This window comes from uncultured Pseudokineococcus sp. (genome assembly GCF_947499845.1).
Taxonomy (GTDB): domain Bacteria; phylum Actinomycetota; class Actinomycetes; order Actinomycetales; family Quadrisphaeraceae; genus Pseudokineococcus.
Map to the genome: position 1 here is coordinate 86,420 of NZ_CANMPM010000006.1, position 14,275 is coordinate 100,694.

12 protein-coding genes are annotated in these 14,275 nt (G+C 77.8%); 10 read left to right on the top strand and 2 right to left on the bottom strand.

Going from position 1 to position 14,275, the window contains the following annotated elements; all coding sequences use genetic code 11:
* The first annotated feature begins 7 nt into the window (after positions 1 to 7).
* The 3 genes from Q0789_RS07890 to Q0789_RS07900 all read left to right on the top strand — a co-directional run bounded on the left by Q0789_RS07890 (position 8) and on the right by Q0789_RS07900 (position 2,837).
* Positions 8 to 949 (top strand): ROK family glucokinase, encoded by a 942-nt coding sequence (locus tag Q0789_RS07890; protein ID WP_171203384.1) that lies wholly within the window; start codon positions 8 to 10, stop codon positions 947 to 949.
* A 182-nt stretch (positions 950 to 1,131) separates the two neighbouring features.
* The gene (locus Q0789_RS07895) at positions 1,132 to 2,112 is read left to right on the top strand and encodes an ROK family glucokinase (RefSeq protein ID WP_171203388.1); all 981 of its coding nucleotides are present in this window, start codon (positions 1,132 to 1,134) and stop codon (positions 2,110 to 2,112) included.
* Entirely contained in the window at positions 2,109 to 2,837 is a 729-nt protein-coding gene (locus tag Q0789_RS07900; RefSeq protein ID WP_298803905.1) for an endonuclease/exonuclease/phosphatase family protein, read from the top strand. The genes Q0789_RS07895 and Q0789_RS07900 overlap by 4 nt, the downstream gene beginning before the upstream one ends.
* Positions 2,838 to 2,916: 79 nt before the next feature.
* On the opposite strand, the gene Q0789_RS07905 is transcribed toward Q0789_RS07900, so the two are convergent.
* Positions 2,917 to 3,588 (bottom strand): hypothetical protein, encoded by a 672-nt coding sequence (locus tag Q0789_RS07905; RefSeq protein WP_298803907.1) that lies wholly within the window; start codon positions 3,586 to 3,588, stop codon positions 2,917 to 2,919.
* Positions 3,585 to 4,448: an alpha/beta fold hydrolase gene (locus tag Q0789_RS07910; protein WP_298803909.1), complete on the bottom strand. Its 864-nt coding sequence runs from the start codon at positions 4,446 to 4,448 to the stop codon at positions 3,585 to 3,587. Before Q0789_RS07910 ends, Q0789_RS07905 begins: the two co-directional genes overlap by 4 nt.
* Before the next feature lie 286 nt (positions 4,449 to 4,734).
* Here Q0789_RS07910 and Q0789_RS07915 point away from each other — a divergent pair, with 286 nt between their 5' ends.
* The 7 genes from Q0789_RS07915 to Q0789_RS07945 all read left to right on the top strand — a co-directional run bounded on the left by Q0789_RS07915 (position 4,735) and on the right by Q0789_RS07945 (position 14,272).
* The gene (locus tag Q0789_RS07915) at positions 4,735 to 5,637 is read left to right on the top strand and encodes a 1-acyl-sn-glycerol-3-phosphate acyltransferase (protein WP_298803911.1); all 903 of its coding nucleotides are present in this window, start codon (positions 4,735 to 4,737) and stop codon (positions 5,635 to 5,637) included.
* Between the two features lie 15 nt (positions 5,638 to 5,652).
* Positions 5,653 to 6,567 carry a 4-hydroxy-tetrahydrodipicolinate synthase gene (gene dapA, locus Q0789_RS07920; protein WP_298804129.1) on the top strand — a complete coding sequence of 305 codons (915 nt, stop codon included), beginning with the start codon at positions 5,653 to 5,655 and terminating at the stop codon, positions 6,565 to 6,567.
* The gene (locus tag Q0789_RS07925; protein WP_298803913.1) at positions 6,564 to 8,249 is read left to right on the top strand and encodes a ribonuclease J; all 1,686 of its coding nucleotides are present in this window, start codon (positions 6,564 to 6,566) and stop codon (positions 8,247 to 8,249) included. The genes dapA and Q0789_RS07925 overlap by 4 nt, the downstream gene beginning before the upstream one ends.
* Positions 8,250 to 8,390: 141 nt before the next feature.
* On the top strand, positions 8,391 to 11,327 hold the full coding sequence (locus Q0789_RS07930) for a DNA translocase FtsK (protein WP_298803915.1): 2,937 nt from the start codon (positions 8,391 to 8,393) through the stop codon (positions 11,325 to 11,327).
* A 7-nt stretch (positions 11,328 to 11,334) separates the two neighbouring features.
* Positions 11,335 to 11,982 (top strand): NYN domain-containing protein, encoded by a 648-nt coding sequence (locus Q0789_RS07935; protein WP_171203795.1) that lies wholly within the window; start codon positions 11,335 to 11,337, stop codon positions 11,980 to 11,982.
* A 35-nt stretch (positions 11,983 to 12,017) separates the two neighbouring features.
* A complete protein-coding gene (rimO, locus tag Q0789_RS07940; RefSeq protein ID WP_298803921.1) occupies positions 12,018 to 13,535 on the top strand; it encodes a 30S ribosomal protein S12 methylthiotransferase RimO in 1,518 nt (505 codons plus the stop codon).
* On the top strand, positions 13,532 to 14,272 hold the full coding sequence (locus tag Q0789_RS07945) for a CDP-alcohol phosphatidyltransferase family protein (RefSeq protein ID WP_298803923.1): 741 nt from the start codon (positions 13,532 to 13,534) through the stop codon (positions 14,270 to 14,272). Before rimO ends, Q0789_RS07945 begins: the two co-directional genes overlap by 4 nt.
* Positions 14,273 to 14,275 lie beyond the last annotated feature (3 nt).

The following is a 14,275-nucleotide window of genomic DNA, read 5'->3' on the forward strand; positions in this document are numbered from 1 at the left end:
GAGACCCATGAGCACGATCGGCGTGGACATCGGCGGCACGAAGATCGCCGCGGGCGTCGTGGACGAGAGCGGCGCCGTCCTCGCGAGGACGCGCCGGACGACGCCGGCCACGGACCCGGAGGCCATCGAGGACGCCGTCGCGGACGCCGTCGCGGAGCTGCGCGCCGAGCACGACGTCACCGGAGTCGGCGTCGCGGCCGCCGGCTACATCGACGCGTCGCGCTCGACCGTGGTCTTCGCGCCCAACCTGGCCTGGCGGCACGAGCCGCTGCGCGAGGAGGTCGAGAAGCGCGTCGACCTGCCGGTGGTGGTGGAGAACGACGCCAACGCCGCCGCGTGGGGCGAGTTCGTCCACGGCGGGGGCCGCAGCGCCCGCGACATGGTGCTGCTCACCGTGGGCACGGGCCTCGGCGGCGGGATCGTGCTCGACGGTGAGCTCGTGCGCGGCACCGGCGGCATGGCCGCCGAGGTCGGGCACCTGCGCGTCGTCCCCGACGGCCAGCAGTGCGGGTGCGGGCGGACGGGCTGCTGGGAGCAGTACGGCTCCGGGCAGGCGCTCGTGCGGTGGGCCCGCTCGCTGGCCGCCACCGACCCGGCCCGGGCGGCCCGGCTGCTCGAGCTCGCGGGGGGCGACCCGGCCGAGGTCACCGGGCCGCACGTCACCGCGGCGGCCGAGGAGGGCGACGAGGCCTCCGTCGAGCTCGTGGCCACCCTGGGCCGCTGGCTCGGCGAGGGCGCGGCCAGCCTCGCCGCCGTGCTGGACCCCGGCACGATCCTCGTCGGCGGGGGCGTCAGCTCGGCGGGGGCGCTGCTGCTGGACCCCATGCGCCGCGCCTTCGCGGGCGCCCTCACGGCGTCCCAGCACCGCGACCTGCCCCGCATCGACCGGGCGGAGCTCGGCAACGACGCGGGGATGGTCGGCGTCGCGCACCTCGCCGACCGCTCGTGAGCGCCGGCGCCGGGGACGGCCCGCGCCCGCGCCGGGGCGAGGCCGTCCCGACGCCGGCGGAGCGCCGGCGCGCGGCGCGGTCCCGCCAGCCCCTCTTCGGGGGGCGCGCCGAGGTCGACGAGGTCCGCCGGCTGCGCCGGCTCCAGGCGGGCGAGCGCCTCCGCCGCCAGGCGCGGCGCGCCATGATCGGCGACGGCCTGGCGATCGGCATCGACATCGGCGGGACGAAGGTCGCGGCGGGCGTCGTCGACGCCCAGGGCCGCGTCGTCGCGCGGGCGCGCCGGGACACCCCGACGCGCAGCCCGCAGGCGGTCGAGGACCTCATCGCCGAGCTCGTGGCCGAGCTGTCGGCCCACCACGACGTCGTGTCCGTCGGCATCGGCGCCGCGGGCTTCGTGGACGCCACCCGGTCGACCGTCGTGTTCTCCCCCCACCTCGCGTGGCGGGACGAGCCCCTGCGCGAGGCCGTGGAGATGCGCGTCCGCGCCCGGCTCGGGCGCCGCGTGGGACGCCGGACGCTCGTGGAGAACGACGCCAACGCCGCGGCGTGGGCCGAGTACCGCTTCGGCGCGGGGCGCGGCGAGCCGCGGCTCGTCGTCATCACGCTGGGGACGGGCATCGGCGGCGCCGTCGTCAACGACGGGCGCCTGCAGCGCGGTCGCCACGGCATCGCCGGCGAGTTCGGGCACATGGTGCTGGTGCCGGGCGGGCGGCGCTGCGAGTGCGGGGGCCGGGGGTGCTGGGAGCAGTACGCGTCCGGCAACTCCATCGGTCGCGACGGCCGCGAGCTCGCGCGCGGCGGGTCGCCCTTCGCGCACGCCCTCCTCGCCGGGGCGGGCGGCGACCCGGAGGCCGTCCGGGGGCCCGTCGTCACCGCCGCGGCGCTGGCGGGCGACCCGGCCGCGGTCGAGGTCGTCGAGGACACGGGGCGCTGGCTCGGCACGGGCATCGCCAACCTCGCCGCCGCGCTGGACCCGGGCACCTTCGTCATCGGCGGGGGCGTGAGCGACGCCGGCGAGCTGCTGCTCGGGCCGGCGCGCGAGGAGTTCCGGCGCACGCTCACCGGCCGCGGCCACCGCCCGGAGGCCCGCATCGTGCGCGCCCGTCTCGGCCCCGACGCGGGGCTGGTCGGCGCCGCCGACCTGTCGCGGGGCTGGGGATGACGGCGGGGCCGGGGACGACGGGGACGGGCGCCCCGGACGCGCCGGGCGTGCTGCGCGTCCTGACGTGGAACGTCCACGGGCTGCGCGCGGGGACCGACGCCGTCGCCGAGGTGCTGCGGGCCGCCGCCTGCGACGCCGTCCTCCTGCAGGAGGGGCCCCGCGGCCCCCGTGCGGTGCCGCGGTCGGCCGCCCTGGCGCGGCGCAGCGGCCTGCTGGTGGCGGCGGCCGGCCGGCCCGCCGCCGGGAGCCTCGTCCTCGTCGCCGCCCGCCTGCACGTCCACGCCGCCGCGGTCCTCGCGCTCCCGGTCCGCGGGCTGACCACCCCCGTGCGCGGCAGCGCCTCCGCGCTCGTCAGCGCCGCCGGGGGCCCGCGCCTGCTGCTCCGGGCGGCCCACCTCGGTCTCGACGAGGGCGAGCGCGCCGACCACGCGGCCCGGCTCGCCGCCGAGGACGGCACCGGCCCCGCGGTGGTGGGGGCCGACCTCAACGAGCACCCCGGCGGGCCGTCCTGGTCGGCGCTGCTACCCGGCGGCCAGGACGCCTTCGCCGCCGCGGGCACCGGGCCGGGCGGCACCTTCCCCGCCGCCCGCCGGGCGGGATCCCGCGCCCGCATCGACGCCCTCCTCGTGCGCGGCGCGCGCGTGCGCTCGGCGCAGGTGCTCGACGCGGCGGGGGCGAGCGACCACGCGCCGCTCGTCGCCGAGCTGGAGGTGCCCGCCGCCTGACGGGTCCAGCACCTGACGGGGTGCGGCCCCGACGGTCCCCATCGCCCGCCGGGGGAGTGGGCACCCGGGGGGAGAGGGGTCAGACCACCGCGCCGTCGTCGTCGTCGTGGGAGCGCGGGAGGCGTGCCACGAGGACGCCGAAGCCGCCCACGAAGGCGACCACGGCGGCCGCGACGACGAGGGCGGGGGCGTCCCGCCACACCAGGGCGCACAGCAGGAGCACCGCGGGCCCGGCCACCGCGCCCGCCCACGCGAGCCGCGTGACGAGCGGGGTCGGCGGCCCCGGCACGGGCTCCGGCGGGGTGTAGTGCTCCTCGCCGTCCCTGTCGGGGGCCCCGCGGCCCTGCCCGTCGCCCGAGCCCACCGGGGCCGAGCGCCACGGGTCGTCCTCGCCCGGCGCGCGCAGGGGCACGTCGTCCCACCCGCGCGCCACCGGACCTCCGGACGCCTGCGGGGTCGTGGGCCCGGGGTCGGGGTCGGGACGAGCGTCGGCCGCGTCCCCGACGTCGGGCCGGGGCTCGGCGGGGCCGGGCCCATCGGTGCCAGGCCGATCGGTGCCGGGCCGCTCGGTACGGGGCTGGTCCGTGCCGGGCCGGTCGGTGCGGGGCTGGTCCGGGCGGGGCCCGCCCCGCGGGTGCCCGGGCTCGGCCGCCGGCTCGCCCCAGCGGGCGACGATGTCGGCCCAGGCGGCGTCGACGTCGACCGGGTCCTCGCCGCGACCGCCCGCGGCGTCCTCCGGGCGCCCGCTCACGCCACCGCTCCGGTGGACGCCGCTCCGGTGGACGCCGCCCCGGTGGACCGAGCGACGTCGCGGGCCAGCCGCAGGGTCTCGGCGACGACCACGGGCGCGTCGTGGTCGAGCGTCGCCACGTGGCCGCTGCGCGGGAGGCGGACGTCGCGGACGTCGCGCGAGGAGGTGGCGGTGCGCACGAGGGCGGCGCTGCGCGGCGGCACGACGCGGTCGTGGGCCGAGGACGCGACGAGCAGGGGCTGCCCCACGCGGGGCAGCTCCTCGCGCACACCGGCCATGAGGCCCACGAAGGAGGACAGCGCGCGCAGGGGGACGCGGTCGTAGCCCACCTCGGTGCGGCCCTCGAGGACGATGTCGTCGGCGACCCCCGGCACGTCGCGGCGCAGCAGGCGCAGCAGCGGCAGGGCGACGAGACGAGGGTCGCCGAGGAGGACGGCGGGGTTGACGAGCGCCACCGCGTCGACGGAGGAGGCCTCGTGGACCGCGAGCCGCAGGGCGAGGGCCCCGCCCATGGACAGGCCGCCCACGACGACGACGTCGCACCGCTCCCGCACCCGCAGCAGGTCGGCCCGGGCCAGGGCGTACCAGTCGTGCCACGTCGTCCGGTCGAGGTCGGCGACGCTCGTGCCGTGGCCCGGCAGGCGGGGCACGGCCACGTGCAGCCCGGCGGCGGCGAGGGCCTCGCCCCAGGGCCGCACGGAGGCCGGGCTCCCGGTGAAGCCGTGCAGGAGCAGCACCCCGACCCGGGGGCGGTGCGCCGCGGGCGGGCCCTCCCACGGCTGCGCGCCCGCGACGACGAGCGGGTCGGGGGCGGGGTGGCGGCCGCGGCGCCGTCCGGTCCGGGGGTCGCGCAGGGGCACGTCGTGATGGTCGCACGCGGCCCGGGTCCCGGCAGCGCGCTGCTCGGAGCCGGGCGGGTCCGCCGGGGAGCCGGCGGGGACCGGCTCGGGCCGAGCCGGCCGCGGTGCGGCAGCCGCTGCAGCGCCTAGAGTCCTGCGCGCCCCCGGGTGCCGGCAGGCGCCAGCAGGAAGGGGTGCCGGCAGGCGCCAGGAGGGGAGGGTGCCGACCGGCGCCAGCAGGAGGGGGTGCCGGCAGGCGCCAGCAGGGGAGGGCGCCGACCGGCGTCGTCGGGCGAGGGAGGCCGCGGTGCTCTACTGGCTGCTCAAGCGGATGGTGCTCGGGCCCCTGCTGCTCACGCTGTACCGGCCGTGGGTCGAAGGGCGCCACCACGTGCCCGACCACGGCGGGGCGCTGCTCGTCAGCAACCACCTGTCCTTCAGCGACTCCATCTTCCTGCCGCTCGTGCTCGACCGGCGCGTCACCTTCCTCGCGAAGGACGACTACTTCACCGGCCGGGGCGTGCGAGGCCGGCTCACCGCCGGCTTCTTCCGGGGCGTCGGCCAGCTGCCGGTCGACCGCTCGGGCGGCGCGGCCGGGCTCGCGTCGCTGCGGACGGGTCTCGCCGTCCTGCGGAGCGGCGAGCTCCTCGGCATCTACCCCGAGGGCACCCGCAGCCCCGACGGGCGGCTGCACCGCGGTCGCACGGGTGCCGCGCGCCTGGCCCTGGAGAGCGGCGTCCCCGTCGTGCCCGTGGCGATGATCGGCACCGACGTCGTCCAGCCCGTCGGGCGCCTGGTGCCGTCGGTCCGTCGCGTCGGGCTGCGCTTCGGCCCCCCGGTCGACCTCTCCCGGTACGCCGGCGGGGCGGACGACCGCTTCGTCCTGCGCGCGGCGACGGACGACGTGATGCGGGCGATCATGGCGCTGTCCGGCCAGGAGTACGTCGACGTCTACGCCCTGGTGACCAAGGACGCCATGGCGCGCCGCCGCGAGGCCGCCGAGCACGGCCGCGACGTCGACCTGCCGGCCGGCGGCGGGGCCCCGGGGGGCCTGGCCCCCGACGCCCGGGCCCCGCACGCCCCGGCCCGTGACGCCTCCTCTCCCCACGGCCCGACCGCGCCGGCGTCGGATCCCTCGCCGACCGCGAGCCCGGCGGCGCCCGACCGGCGCGCCGGGAGGGTGCGGCGCCGGGACCCGCGCGGTCGGTAGCGTGCCCCCGTGCCGATGACGACCCCGCCCGACGCCCCGAGGACGCCCCCGCGACCCTTCGGCGCCGTGCTGACCGCCATGGCCACGCCCCTCGACGCCGACGGGGCCCTCGACCTCGACGGCGCCGCCCGCCTCGCGACCTCGCTGGTCGACGCCGGCTGCGACGGCCTCGTCCTCAACGGGACGACGGGGGAGTCGCCCACGACGTCCCCGGAGGAGAAGGCGCGCGTGGTGCGCGCCGTCCTCGAGGCGGTCGGCGACCGCGCCCACGTCCTCACGGGCGCGGGCTCCAACGACACGGCGGGCAGCGTGGAGGCGGCGCGGGCCGCCGAGGCCGCCGGGGCCCACGGCCTGCTCGTCGTCACGCCGTACTACTCCAAGCCGCCGCAGGAGGGCCTCCTGGCCCACTTCCGCGCGGTGGCGGACGCGACCGGCCTGCCGGTGATGGTCTACGACATCCCCGGCCGCACCGCGACGCCGGTCGAGGTGACGACCCTGCGGGCGCTCGCCGAGCACCCCCGCGTCGTCGCCGTGAAGGACTCCAAGAACGACCTGCTCGCCGCCTCCCAGGTCATGGCGAGCACCGACCTCGCCTGGTACTCCGGCGAGGACGCCCTCAACCTCGCGCACCTCGCGCAGGGCGCCGCGGGCGTCGTCAGCGTGGTCGCCCACGCGGCGGCGGGCGCCTACCGGCAGATGGTCGACGCCGTCGACGCCGGGGACCTCCCGACCGCTCGGGCGCTGCACGTCCGGCTGCTGCCGATCGTCGACGCCATGATGACGCGCACCCAGGGCGCCGCCTCGGCCTCGGCCGTCGCGCAGCTGCTCGGTGCCACCCCCCACCGCACCGTGCGGCTGCCCCTGGTCGCCCTCACCGGCGAGCAGCTGGAGCACCTGCGCGGGGCCCTGACGGAAGCAGGACTCCTGTGAGCCACCCCCACCCCGAGCTCGCCCCGCCGCCCCCGCTCGCCGACGGCGCGCTGCGCCTGACCGCGCTCGGCGGCCTCGGCGAGGTCGGGCGCAACATGACCGTCCTCGAGGTCGACGGCAAGCTGCTCGTCGTCGACTGCGGCGTCCTCTTCCCCGAGGACCACCAGCCGGGCGTCGACCTCATCCTCCCGGACTTCTCCTCCATCGCCGACCGCCTCGACGACGTCGTGGCGGTCGTCCTCACGCACGGCCACGAGGACCACATCGGCGCGGTGCCCTACCTGCTGCGCCTGCGGCCCGACATCCCCCTCGTGGGCTCGACGCTGACGCTGGCCCTCATCGAGGCCAAGCTCCGCGAGCACCGGATCCGCCCGTACACGCTCACGGTGCGCGAGGGGCAGACCGAGCAACTCGGCCCGTTCGCCACCGAGTACGTCGCCGTCAACCACTCGATCCCCGACGCGCTGGCGGTCATGGTCCGCACGGCCGCCGGCTCGGTGCTCATGACGGGCGACTTCAAGATGGACCAGCTGCCGCTCGACGGGCGCATCACCGACCTGCGTGCCTTCGCCCGGCTGGGGGAGGAGGGGGTCGACCTCTTCTGCGTCGACTCCACCAACGCCGAGGTGCCGGGCTTCACGATGTCCGAGCGCGAGATCGAGCCCTCGCTCGACCGCGTCTTCCGCACCGCCGAGCGCCGCATCATCGTGGCGTCCTTCGCCTCGCACGTGCACCGCGTGCAGATGGTGCTCGACGCCGCCGCCCGCTCCGGCCGCCGCGTCGCCCTCGTCGGCCGCTCGATGGTCCGCAACATGGGGATCGCGGCGGAGCTCGGCTACCTCACGGTGCCGGACGGCGTCCTCGTCGACGTCAAGGAGGTCGACTCCCTCCCCGACGCGCGCACCGTCCTCATGTGCACCGGCAGCCAGGGCGAGCCGATGGCGGCGCTCTCGCGGATGGCCAACAACGACCACTCCGTGCGGGTCGGGCGCGGCGACACGGTGGTCCTCGCCTCCTCGCTCATCCCCGGCAACGAGAACGCGGTGTTCCGGGTCATCAACGGCCTCACGCGCCTCGGCGCCAAGGTCGTCCACTCGGGCAACGCGCGGGTGCACGTCTCCGGCCACGCCAGCGCCGGCGAGCTCCTCTACTGCTACAACATCGTGCGGCCGAAGAACGTCATGCCGATCCACGGCGAGCACCGGCACCTGCACGCCAACGCCGACCTCGCCGTCGCCACCGGCGTGCCGCGCGAGCGCGTGGTCATCGCCGAGGACGGCGTGGTCGTCGACCTGGTCGACGGGGTCGCGTGCGTCGCCGGCGCCGTGCCGTGCGGCTACGTCTACGTCGACGGCTCGTCGGTGGGCGCCATCACGGACGCGGACCTCAAGGACCGCCGCATCCTCGGTGACGAGGGCTTCATCTCCGTCTTCGTCGCCGTCGACTCCTCCTCCGGGGCCGTCGTCGCCGGGCCGGAGATCCACGCGCGCGGCGTGGCCGAGGAGTCGGTCGTCTTCGACCAGGTGCGCGAGCAGGTGGTGCAGGCGCTCGAGCAGGCCGTCGCCAACGGCACCACGGACACCCACCAGCTGCAGCAGGTCGTGCGGCGCGTCGTCGGGCGCTTCGCCTCGGGGCGCCTGCGCCGCCGCCCGATGATCGTGCCGGTGGTCGTCAGCGCCTGAGGCGCCGCCCCGGGCGCGGAGGCTCGCCTCCGCGGGGTGAGCAGGGGGGCGCGGGAAGCACCCCGTCCCCTGCTCGCCCCGGGAGGCGCCGCGCCGCCCGGGCTCGGTCGCCCGGGCGGCCCGCCGGGCTACGGTGCGCCCATGGCGACGCGCGGCACCACCACGGCGCGCCGCTCGGGCTCCACGCGCAGCAGCGGCAGCGGCACCCGAGGCGGCTCCCCCCGGTCCTCGGGACCCGACCGCCGCGGCGGCCGCGGGGGCTCCTCGCCCGCGCCGCGGACCGGGGCGTCCCTCGCAGGCCGCGCCGCCCGCGGCGCCTGGACGGGGACCGCGCACGTCGTCGGGGGTGCCGTCCGGCGCGTCGGCGACGGCGCCCGCGACCTCGACCCGGCCCACCGCCGCGACGGCCTGGCCTTCGCCCTCCTCGGGCTCGGCATCCTCGTCGCCGCCCGGGAGTGGTGGGGCATCACCGGCACCCTCGGCACGGGGGTGCACGTCGTCGTCGCCGGGCTCTTCGGCCTGGTCGGCCTCATCGTGCCCGTGCTCCTGCTCGCCTCCGCCGTGCGCCTCATGCGCCACCCCGACAGCCCCGCCGCCCGCGGCCGGTCGTGGATCGGCGTCCTCGCGCTGCTCCTCGCCGCCTGCGGCCTCGTGCACCTCGCCGCCGTGGGCGCGCAGGCCCCCGCCACGGCGGAGTCGCTGCAGGCCGGGGGAGGGGCGCTCGGCTACGGGGCCGCGGTGCCGCTCGCGGCGGGCGCGTCGCCCGTCGTCGCCGTCCCCCTCCTCGTCCTGCTGGGCGTCTTCGGCGTGCTGGTGCTCACCGCGACCCCGGTGCACGCCGTCCCCGACCGCCTCCGCGACCTCCTCGACCGCCTGCCCGGGCGCCGGGGGGCGGCGGAGGACGAGGAGCCGGCCGAGCGCCTGCGCGACGAGGAGGACGACGTCCCCGCCGCGGGGAGGCGCCGTGGGCGCCGCTCGGCCGCCGACGACGGCTCCGGCGAGGCCGCGGGCACGGGCTCCGGGGAGGGCGCCGACGAGGCGGCGGGCGCCAGCCGCGCCCGGCGGGCGGCCGAGCGCCTGCGCGCCCGCAGCCGCGGCACCGCTCCCGACGGCGAGGCGGGCGAGGAGGCCGAGCCCCCGGGCTGGTCGCGCGGCTCCGCGGCCGGGGCCGAGCCCGGTGCGGACGGCGACCCGGCGGACGGCGGCTCCCGGCGCCGGCGCCCCGCCCCGCCGCCCGACGACGAGGCGCCGGCAGCGACGCCGCCGGCCGCCCGCCCCGCGGCCCGGTCGGGCGCCCGCACCGCCCCGGCGCCCGCGCCCGCGGCTCCGGAGGAGCTGGAGGCGCCGCCCGTCGGCCAGCTGCCGCAGCGCGTCGAGCAGCTGCTCCTCGGCGGGGACGTCACCTACAGCCTCCCGGCGTCGGACCTGCTGACCCCGGGCACGCCGCACAAGGCGCGCAGCGCGGCCAACGACCGCGTCGTCGAGGCCCTGACGACCGTCTTCGACAGCTTCGACATCGACGCCGCCGTCACCGGCTTCAGCCGCGGGCCCACGGTCACGCGCTACGAGGTCGAGCTCGGCACCGGCGTCAAGGTCGAGCGGGTCACGGCGCTGAGCAAGAACATCGCCTACGCGGTCGCCAGCGCGGACGTGCGGATCCTCTCGCCGATCCCCGGCAAGTCGGCCATCGGCATCGAGATCCCCAACGCCGACCGCGAGACCGTCTCCCTCGGCGACGTCCTGCGCAGCCAGGCCGCGCGCGCCCAGGCGCACCCGCTCGTCATGGGCGTCGGCAAGGACGTCGAGGGCGGGTACGTCGTCGCGAACCTCGCGAAGACGCCGCACCTGCTCGTCGCCGGCGCCACCGGCGCGGGCAAGTCGGGCTTCGTCAACGCGATGATCACCTCGATCCTCATGCGCGCCACGCCCGACGAGGTCCGGCTCGTGCTCGTCGACCCCAAGCGGGTCGAGCTGACGGTCTACGAGGGCATCCCGCACCTCATCACCCCGATCATCACCAACCCGAAGAAGGCCGCCGAGGCCCTCGAGTGGGTGGTGCGGGAGATGGACGCGCGCTACGACGACCTGGCGACGTACGGCTTCAAGCACGTCGACGACTTCAACGCGGCGGTGCGCGGGGGGCGGGTCCAGCCCGTGCCGGGCAGCGAGCGCGAGCTGCTGCCCTACCCGTACCTGCTCGTCGTCGTCGACGAGCTCGCCGACCTCATGATGGTGGCGCCGCGCGACGTCGAGGCGTCCATCCAGCGCATCACGCAGCTGGCCCGGGCGGCGGGCATCCACCTCGTGCTGGCGACGCAGCGCCCGAGCGTCGACGTCGTCACCGGCATCATCAAGGCCAACGTGCCCTCGCGGCTCGCCTTCGCGACGAGCTCGCTGGCCGACTCCCGCGTCGTCCTCGACCAGCCGGGCGCGGAGAAGCTCATCGGCCAGGGCGACGCGCTCTTCCTGCCGATGGGCAGCTCCAAGACGATGCGCGTCCAGGGTGCCTGGGTCACCGAGGCCGAGGTCGGCGCGGTCGTGCGGCACGTCAAGGAGCAGCTGGCGCCGGTCTACCGCGAGGACGTGGTCGTCGCGGCGCCGGCGGCGCAGGTCGACGAGGAGATCGGCGACGACCTCGAGCTGCTGCTGCAGGCGACCGAGCTCGTCGTCACGACGCAGTTCGGCTCGACGTCGATGCTCCAGCGCAAGCTGCGCGTCGGTTTCGCCAAGGCCGGCCGGCTCATGGACCTGCTCGAGTCGCGCGGCGTCGTGGGGCCGAGCGAGGGCTCGAAGGCCCGCGACGTGCTCGTGCGCCCCGACGACCTGCCCGCGACCCTCGCCGGGCTCCGCGGCGAGCCGGCGCCCGCGGGCGACGAGGCCTACGACCAGGCGGTCGCCGTCGAGCCGGCGGCGCCGCAGCAGACCGGCGGGGGCGCCCGCGGCGGGTACGGGGGCGGCTACGGGGCGCCGGCGGAGGACGACTGGGACGCCGGCCTGCCGCCCCCGCCCCAGCGGTACGACGACGACGCGGACGGCGACGAGGACGGCCACGACGCGTGGTCGCTGACGGGACGGTGAGCGGGGCATGACCGCGGTGGTGGACGAGGTCGGGCAGGACGCCGGTCCGGCGGCGGGGGAGGGCCTGGACCTCCTCGTCTGGGACGCCCCGAACATCGACATGACGCTCGCCAACGTCATCGGCGAGCGGCCCTCGCCGTCCTCGCGGCCGCGCTTCGACGCCATCGCCCGGTGGCTCGTGGGGTCGGCGGAGGACCGCGACGTCGAGGGCTGCGTCTTCACGAACATCGCCCCCTCGGCCGCGCCCAACATGCGCGGGTGGGTCGAGGCCGTGCGGTCCTTCGGCTTCGCGGTCTTCGCCCGGCCGAAGACGCACCCCGAGGACGACGTCGACGAGGCGATGCTCGACCACATCGCGCGGCGCGCCGACGAGGGCGGCCTCGCCCGCGTCGTCGTCGCCAGCGCGGACGGGCGCAACTTCCGCGAGCCGCTGGAGGAGCTGGCGCGCGCGGGCGTGGAGTGCGTCGTCATCGCCTTCTCGGAGGTGGCGGGCTACGCCCAGGAGTCCGACCTCATCACCTTCATCGACCTCGAGGACGTGCCCGGCGCCTTCACGACGCCGCTGCCGCGCATCCGCCTCGACAACCTGCCGCCCGAGGGCGCGTGGCTGCGGCCGACGCGGTCGATGCGCGCGCTGGTGGAGGCGTCCGCCTGAGGGGGCGGGCGCCGGGGGGCGCCTACAGTGGCGGGATGAGCACGACGACGGCGTCCGACGCCCCTGCGGAGCGCGCGGCGGGCCGGTCGGTCGCCCTCGTCACGCTCGGTTGCGTGCGCAACGAGGTCGACTCCTCCGAGCTCGCGGGCCGCCTCGCCGGCGCGGGCTGGGACCTCGTCGAGGACGCGGCGGACGCCGACGTCGCCGTCGTCAACACGTGCGGCTTCATCGAGTCCGCGAAGAAGGACTCCGTCGACGCCCTCCTCGAGGCGAGCGACCTCAAGGGCAGCGGCCGCACGCGCGCCGTCGTCGCCGTCGGGTGCATGGCCGAGCGCTACGGCACCGAGCTCGCCGAGCAGCTGCCCGAGGCGGACGCCGTCCTCGGCTTCGACTCCTACGCCGACCTGTCCGGCCACCTCGACGCCGTCCTGGCGGGGGAGCGCCCCGCGAGCCACGTGCCCCGCGACCGCCGCACCCTGCTGCCCCTGTCCCCGACCGCGCGGCGCGGGAGCCGGGTGGCGACGCCGGGGCACGGGAGCGGCCTCGACGAGGCGGCGGCCGACCGCCGCGCCGCCGACCTGGCCCCCGCCTCCGGACCGCCGGTGCTGCGGCGCCTGCTCGAGCCGGGCCGCCCGTGGGCGCCGCTCAAGCTGGCGTCCGGCTGCGACCGCCGCTGCACCTTCTGCGCCATCCCGGCCTTCCGCGGCGCGTACCTCTCGCGACCGCCGGAGGACGTGCTCGCCGAGGCGCGTTGGCTCGCCGAGCAGGGCGTGCGGGAGGTCCTCCTCGTCAGCGAGAACTCCACCTCCTACGGCAAGGACCTCGGCGACCTCCAGGCGCTCGAGCACCTCCTGCCGCGGCTCGCCGCGGTCGACGGCCTCGAGCGCGTGCGGGTCACCTACCTCCAGCCCGCCGAGGTCCGCCCCGGTCTCCTCGAGGCCGTCGCGGGCACCGACGGCGTGGCGGACTACTTCGACCTGTCCTTCCAGCACTCCGCGCCGGCGCTGCTGCGCCGGATGCGGCGCTTCGGCGGCACCGCAGACTTCCTCGCGCTCCTCGAGCGGGTGCGTGCGCTCGCCCCGCTCGCCGGCGTCCGGTCCAACGTCATCGTCGGCTTCCCCGGCGAGACCGAGGCCGAGCTCGAGGACCTCATGGGCTTCCTCGAGGCCGCGCGGATGGACGTCACCGGCGTCTTCGGCTACTCCGACGAGGACGGCACCGAGGCGGCGGGCCTGCCCGGCCACCTGCCCGAGGAGGTCGTGGCCGAGCGCCGCGAGCGCGTCGAGCAGCTCGTCGAGGCGCTCGTCGACGAGCGGGCGGCCGAGCGGGTCGGCGAGCGCGTGCGCGTCCTCGTGGAGGCGACCGCGGACGAGGACGACGAGCTCGCCGCCGACGTCGTCGTCGGCCGCGCGGACCACCAGGGGCCCGAGGTCGACGGGACGACGGAGGTCGTGCTCCCGCCGGGCGCCCCCCGGCCCCGCGTCGGTGACGTGGTCGAGGCGGTCGTCACCGGGTCGGCAGGTGCCGACCTCGTCGCGGAGCCGGTCCGGTGACCTCCTGGCTCGTGGCGCGGCGGCACGCCGACGGCACCGCGAGCGCGTGGAACCTCGCCAACGCCCTGACCCTCCTGCGCGTCCTGCTCGTGCCGCTCATGGCGGCGCTCCTGCTCGTCGACGGCGGTCAGGACGACGGCTGGCGCCTCGCGGCGGCTGCCGCCTTCGGCGTCGCGATCGCCACCGACAAGGTCGACGGCGAGGTGGCGCGCCGGCACGACCTCGTCACCGACTTCGGCAAGCTCGTCGACCCCATCGCCGACAAGGCGCTCGTGGGCACGGCGCTCGTCCTGCTCTCGGTGCTCGGCGAGCTGCCGTGGTGGGTCACGGTGCTCGTGCTGGGGCGCGAGGTCGGCGTGACGCTGCTGCGCTTCGTCGTCATCCGCTGGGGCGTCATCCCCGCCTCCCGCGGGGGCAAGCTCAAGACCGTCCTGCAGAGCCTCGCCATCGCCCTGTACCTGCTGCCGACGCCGGACGTCCTCGCGGGGTGGAAGCCGGGGCTCGCGCTGGGGGTGATGCTCCTCGCCGTCGTCGTGACCGTCGTCACGGGCGCGGACTACGTCGTGTCGGCGGTGCGCCTGCGGCGCGAGGGCCGGCGCGAGCAGGCCGCCCGCGAGCGCGCCGCGGGGCGGGCCGGCGGGCCGCTCGCCGACGAGGCGGTCGACGGGGGAGGCCCCGGCACGAGCACCGCTGCCGACGGCGCGCCGGAGGAGCCCCGCGGTGGCCCGCACGCCTGAGGC